Origin of the sequence: Collinsella sp. HCP28S3_E9 (assembly GCF_052065455.1) — a bacterium.
Classification (GTDB): Bacteria; Actinomycetota; Coriobacteriia; order Coriobacteriales; family Coriobacteriaceae; genus Collinsella.
On the sequence record NZ_JBQHTZ010000012.1, the window covers coordinates 79,790 to 86,149 of the forward strand.

The 6,360-nt window shown below is 59.1% G+C and carries 6 protein-coding genes; all 6 read right to left on the reverse strand.

The annotated features are described in order from the left end of the window. Positions 1-141: 141 nt before the first annotated feature. Complete coding sequence (locus ACTNA2_RS07110; RefSeq protein WP_441015582.1) at positions 142-771, reverse strand: HAD family hydrolase; 630 nt, start codon at positions 769-771, stop codon at positions 142-144. 156 nt (positions 772-927) lie between these two features. Further along, the gene (locus tag ACTNA2_RS07115) at positions 928-1,911 is read right to left on the reverse strand and encodes an SIS domain-containing protein (protein WP_441049006.1); all 984 of its coding nucleotides are present in this window, start codon (positions 1,909-1,911) and stop codon (positions 928-930) included. 198 nt (positions 1,912-2,109) lie between these two features. Beyond that, positions 2,110-2,943 carry a PTS system mannose/fructose/sorbose family transporter subunit IID gene (locus tag ACTNA2_RS07120; protein ID WP_117855153.1) on the reverse strand — a complete coding sequence of 278 codons (834 nt, stop codon included), beginning with the start codon at positions 2,941-2,943 and terminating at the stop codon, positions 2,110-2,112. A 13-nt stretch (positions 2,944-2,956) separates the two neighbouring features. Continuing rightward, positions 2,957-3,751, reverse strand: coding sequence for a PTS mannose/fructose/sorbose/N-acetylgalactosamine transporter subunit IIC (locus ACTNA2_RS07125; protein WP_154518546.1), 795 nt, complete (start codon positions 3,749-3,751; stop codon positions 2,957-2,959). A 36-nt stretch (positions 3,752-3,787) separates the two neighbouring features. Then, positions 3,788-4,711, reverse strand: coding sequence for a PTS mannose/fructose/sorbose transporter subunit IIAB (locus tag ACTNA2_RS07130; RefSeq protein ID WP_441049007.1), 924 nt, complete (start codon positions 4,709-4,711; stop codon positions 3,788-3,790). Between the two features lie 183 nt (positions 4,712-4,894). Beyond that, a complete protein-coding gene (locus ACTNA2_RS07135) occupies positions 4,895-5,977 on the reverse strand; it encodes a DMT family transporter (RefSeq protein WP_441049008.1) in 1,083 nt (360 codons plus the stop codon). Between the last annotated feature and the right edge of the window lie 383 nt (positions 5,978-6,360).

Genomic DNA, 6,360 nt, shown 5'->3' on the forward strand with positions numbered 1-6,360 from the left:
GGGGCGCCTCAATTCACCCTCTCTCGACAACCATCAGAAGGACCGTGAGGCCGCTCAAAAGAAAAACGCCGTGAAGAGAGCGATCCCTTCACGGCGAATTCGGCATTTGCCCAGATAAAACCTGCCAAAATAAACCTGTCCCTAAATGGCAGGTAGGATGTCACACAGATTGTCGATGACAACGTCGGCGGCAGACTGGTCCAGGTTGACGCCCTCGTGCGGACGCAGCGCCAGGACGCGGGCGCCAGAGCGCTTGCCAGCCTCGATGCCCAGAGGCGAATCCTCGATAACCAGGCACTCGGAAGGCTCCACCCCCAGCGCCTCCATGGCACGCTGGTAGATCTCGGGGTCGGGCTTAAACGCACTGCACTCGTGACCGCTGATGGTGTAGTCCAGCACGTCGGCGATGCCGGCAATCTCCACCAGCTCGTCGATCAGCTCGCGATAGGACGAGCTCGCGATGGCACACTTCACGCCGCGCTCATGCAGCTCACGCATCACCGGCTCCGTCTGCTCGTTGAGAAGCTCGGCATACGGAACGGGGTGGTGCGGGCTGTAGACCTGCTTGTACTCCACGCGCAGGCGCTCACGCAGCTCAACATCGTCGGGCACCAGCGCCTTCCAAATGGCCGGCTCGTTAGACCCCGAAAGGTCGGGGATCTCGTCAAAGTGGAACCCCTTCTCTTCCATAAACGCCACGCGGCGACGGTTGTAGAACCACTCGGTATCGACCAGCACGCCGTCCATGTCAAACAGCACTGCCTTGATCATACGCATCTCCTTCCACCTGCCAAAAAGGGACAGGTTTATTTTGGTAGGTTTTATCTGGGGTTTGCGGCGCGACAAACACGCCCCCAAAGCAAAAAAGGGGACGGGGCGAAAACCCCATCCCCTCTCAATCAACCCGTAAGGTCTACTTACTTGTGATTAGTAGGAAAGCTTCCACATGTAGCGACGCATGGTCAGCGGGTGCTGACGGGCCTCGGCAATCTGGTTGCCGTACTCGCGCATCACGGCGAGGTGCAGCAGCGGGTTGAAGTAGGTGACGACACTCGCGGGCACGGCGTCAGCCAGGCCGTAGTCCTTGGAGTCGATCAGAGCGACCTTGGCGCCCATGCGCTTAAGGAAGGTGAGGGCGCGGGCGTCCATCGGACGGGTAGCGCCATCGGACATGAAGAAGACGTAGGGCTTACCCTCGGTGGAAACCTCGAACGGGCCGTGGAAGTACTCGCCGGTGTTGTAGGCGGCGGCGTCGATCCACTGCATCTCGGTGAACAGGAAGGCGGCGTGAGAATAAGCCATCTTCTCGGAGGCACCGGAAGCCATGAAGTAGATCATCTTGTCGTCCTTGAAGTCCTGAGCGAACTGCTTGGCAAGACCCTTGGCAGACTGAGCGGCGTTCTCGCAGAGGTCGAAGACGTTGGTGAGGCCGGTGATCATGTCCTCGTAGTGGTCATAGCCCTCGGTCTGCTGAAGGATCTCGAGAGCAAGAGCGATGGCATAGCCGGGCTTCTCGCACTTGGCAGCGTAGTTGGCGTGGAAGCCGTGGATGATGACGTGGTCGGCGTCGACGGTCAGAGCGGAGCCGGCCTTGTTGGTGAGGGAGACGACCGGGCAGTTGTGCTTCTTGGCGGTCTTGTTGGCCTCGACGGTCTCGGGCGTGGAGCCACCGAGGGAGCAGGTGATCACGAAGGTGTGCTCGTTGACCCAGGAAGGCGTGTCGTAGTTGAACTCGTTTGCGGTGAAGATCTGAACGTTCAGCTTGTCCGTGTTGTTGGCCAGGAAGTACTTGGCGGGGTAAAGGTCGGACATGGAAGCGCCGCAGCCAACGAAGGCGACGCTGTGGATCTCGTGGTTGGACAGGACATCAGCGACGATCTGCTTAGGGAGGTTAAGGTCGATCTCGTACATCTGACACATTCCTTTCGATTTTTGCGGCGCCACTTTGCCGGACGTGCGCAGGATTACCGTGATTTGGACCGAGTCGCCGGCCCATTGAAGATGTGACATAGGGACTGTCCCTTTGACACATTTAGGGATGGGAGCCTGCCTGGGGTATGGGATGCCAGGCAGGCTCCCCGGGGAAAGCGGTTAGACGCTTGGGCGCGACTAGGCCAGGATGCCGGCCGCGGAGAGGGCGATGCCGCCCACGATGGCGATCACAAGAAGCCAACCGGTGTTGACGTTCTTCTTGATGAGCCAGTACATAAGGCCGGTGAGGCCAAGGGAAATCATCTGGGGCATCATGCCGTCCAGGATGTCCTGGATCACGACGGTGCCGTCAGCGAACTGCAGCGGGGTGGTGGCGCCGATCAGCGTAGCGATCATGCCGCCCACGGACATAAGACCCACGATGCCGCAGACATACATGAGCTTCTCCATGAGGTCGCCGCCCTGAAGCTTGCTCAGGTACTCGTGGCCGCCCTGATAGCCCATCTTGGCTGCGAACCACGTGATCAGCACGGAAGGCACGATGGAGATGAGCATGGCCAGGATCGGGCCCATGATGGAGCCCTGCTGAGCCAGCTGAACGCCCAGACCAAAGGCGATAACGCGGATGGTGCCCTGGAAGAAGGAGTCACCAATACCGGAAAGCGGGCCCATGAGGGAGGTCTTGACCGCGTTGATCGAATCGGGATCGAAGTTCTCGGGATCCTTGGCGTACTCCTCCTCCATGGAGGCGGCGAGGCCCAGGACGAAAGCGCTCGTCTGCGGAGTGCAGTTGTAGAACGCCATGTGACGGTGGTAAGCCTCTTTCTTGGCAGCGAGCTGCTTGGGGTCGGACTCATCCGGATAGAGGCGATCGAGCGTGGGAACCATGCCATAGAGGAAGCCCATGTTCATCTGACGCTCGTAGTTCCAAGAGGCCTGGATGGCCCAGGAGCGCCAGAAGAACTGGCTGACCTTCTTGTTCAGGGACACGTCCTTGGTTGCGGTTGCCATAGTGTGTTCCTCCTTAGTCTTCGTCGTCTTCGAGCGGATCGTAGTCGGAATCGACACCGGCGGCTGCATGGGAACCGTTGAACTTGAAGCCCATGAAGACGACAGCCAGGCACACACCGATCAGAGCGACCGCGATGACGGACAGGTTGAGGTAAGCGGCGAGCAGGAAGCCGATGAACAGGAACGGAGTCATACCCTTCTTGATCATCATGGTGAGCAGCAGGGCCAAGCCGTAGGCGGTCATGATCTTGGTCGAAACGTTAAGACCAGTGGACAGCCACTCGGGAACCATGTTGACGATGGCCTGAACCAGGTCGGTGCCAACAAAGACGGCGAGGAAGATCGGCAGGAAGTACATGACGGCGTACAGACCAGTGCCGACGCAGATGTGCATACGGTAGGCGGTCTTGAACTTTCCGTTATCGATCGCGCTATCTGCCACATGGGTGAGGGCGGCGATGATGGAACGGAACACGATGCCGAGGAGCTGACCCAGGACGGCGACCGGGATGGCGATCGTCATGGCGGTCTCGGCGGAAGCATCGGTCAGGCACGCAAAGGCAGCGGCCACGATGCCGCCCAGGACCATATCGGGCGGAACGGCAGCACCGACCTGCACCAGGCCCATGGACACGAGCTCGACGGCGGCACCGACGGCAAGGCCGGTGGGCACATCGCCCAGCAGCAGACCGACGAGCGTAGCGCCAACGAGGGGCTGCTCGAAGTTAAGACGACCGAGCAGGCGGGAGTCCCACATGCAGAACACGCCGACGAGGCCGACGAGCACCGCACTGATGAACGTATTCATACCCTTCTCCTTTCAGTCAGGCAAAAGCCTGGTTGACTACAGCTTGGCGTCGATGTCGACGCTCTGATACGTGGGGGTCTGCTGGACATAGAGCTTGATGCCCATGTCGAGCAGCTGGTTGATGTCGGCCTTCTGCGTGGCGTCGAAGAAGACGGAGCTGTCCTTGCCGCCGACCTGATCGGCACCGTCGTGGTTGGCGGTGGCGCCCAGGTTGATGGCGTCGAGCTTGTAGCCCTGGCAGAACTGCAGCATCTCGGCAGTGTTGCCAAAGACGAACATGACGCGCTCGCCAAGGGTGTTGAGCTTGTCCATCTTGGCGAGGGCGCGCTCGACGGTGAAGACGTTCAGGCGCACGCCCTGGGGCTTGGCCAGCTTAAGAGCGCCCTTCTTGATGTCATCGTTGGCGGCAGCGTTGTCGACGACGATGATGCGCTCGGCCTGAACCTTGGTGGTCCAGGTAAAGACGACCTGACCGTGCAGCAGACGGTAGTCAAGACGTGCGAGGACGATCTTGGCGGGACCGGAGCTGTGATGGGACGCCTTGGCCTTCTTGGCGGGAGCCGCGACGGCCTCGACCGGTGCGTTGGGGTTGGTCAGACCAGTGCGGGCCTCGTTGATGAGGGCCGCGAGCTCGGTGCCCTTGACGGGGGCGGGGCTCATAGCGAGCGTGAGCGCCAGCGGGATGTTGAAACCGCTGACAACCGTGAACTTCGTGCCGTTCTTGGAAAGCTCGACCATGCTGTTGTTGACCGAGCTGCCGAGCATATCGGTCAGCACATAGACGGTGTCGTCCGCGTTGAACGTGGCGATCATGGCGTCCACCTTATTGGTGATGGGCTCCTTGTCGTCACGAGCAAGCGACACGACGTGGACGTTCGACACGTCGCCGAGAACCATCTCGAGCGTGTCTTTGGCGCCTGCGGCCAGGCCGCCATGAGATGCGAGAATGATCTGATTCATCTTGCCTCCTCCTTTTCGTTATGGTCATTATAACGTCTTATACGCTACTTACATTGATAATTAGTATAAAGACCGTTCGCGGTTAAAAATCGACCGTTTACGGGTTTAACGTACTCGAAACGTTGGGGCTGGGTAGGCGGGCACTGGCTGGATAACCCCAGGTCGGATGCCGCACGCAATTCCCTATCGCACGAAGTACCAGGGACTTTCCTGTACGGTGGGCTCCAGCGCGATGCCGGTGCGTTCCTTAAACAGATCCATGTCCTGCGATTTCTCCGTCCACCACGCGTTGGGCTTAAAGGTCATGCTCTCAATGACATGACCGACAAACACACTGTTGCGCAGCCTGGAGAAGTCGGTGTTCATGATCAGGATGGACGCGAGCACCAGCACGATGCCCAGGACCTTGATCGCGCCGGCGGGCTCGGCGTAGACACCAATGCCCAGCAGTACGGTGACAACTGTCTCGAATGACATTACGACGGGAACTTTCGACGTCTCGAGCCCCATGGACAGACCCTGCATATATAAGATGTAAGCCACGGCTGTGGGGATGAGTCCAAAGCCAAGGAACAACAGCAGCAGCTGTGGCGACATTGCCGCGGCGACATCCGGCCACGGAGCCGCGATAGCTGCCATAACCGCACCGCCAAAAACAAAGCCCCAAAACGTGACAGCCAGCGGGTGGACCGTCTTGGTTGCTATTCGGCTAAACACCGCGAGCGACGCACCACAAAGGCCTGCAATCACACCCGACGTGACGCCCCAAACCGAAAAATGAAAACCGGAAAGGTCGCCATTGGTCACTGCAAGCACGCAGCCAACGATGTTAAAGACAATGGCAACGAGCTTGTTAGGGGTCACGTCCTCGCGATAAAGCACGCGGCCGAGCATGACGCCAAACACCGGCGAGGTGTAGAGCAGCACCGAGGCCGTGGACATGCCCACCTCGCCCATGCACTCGTAATAGCAGGTGTTGGCGGCGGCCAAACCGACGATACCGACAAGCGCGCAGGGAACAAGCTCTTTAGGGCTTGCCTTGAACAGGGTCAGCGGACCCTGAGCCACGGTAGACCCCTCACCCGGGCGGCAGCCCATAAACATCAGGACCGGCGCCAAGATAAGCGCTCCGACCAACAAGCGAAAGGCCGCCATGCTCTGAGACGAAACACCCATGGCCGAGATGCCGTTTACAAAGATTCCGATGCTGCCCCACATAAGCGCGGCGATCAGCACCAGCACATAGCCCAGATTGCTTTTCTTCAACGCAGCCTCCTCGGTATTGTTTCCAATATGTTTCATACTACGTTATAGTCGTTATATACATTTTTCAAGCCACAAATCGCCGAACGGAAAAATCTGCTCCCCTACATACTCATTGGGGACGTACTTAAACGACTAGTCATTGGGGACGTTCCTGAATGACTAGTCGTTTAAGAGCGTCCCCAACGACTAGGACTGTCCCCAACTGCCGGCAGAAAGGGAACGTCCTCAACTGCCACATCTGGACCAAGGCGACGCCGATGCTTTGGCAACGTCAGACACTATGACCCAATCCGAGGGCACTAAAAAGATAGGAGCCCCCGCTCGTGACCGCGGGTCGGGGCTGCGACAATGATGTTGAAGTGCCATAGGCGCAGCCGCGCCGC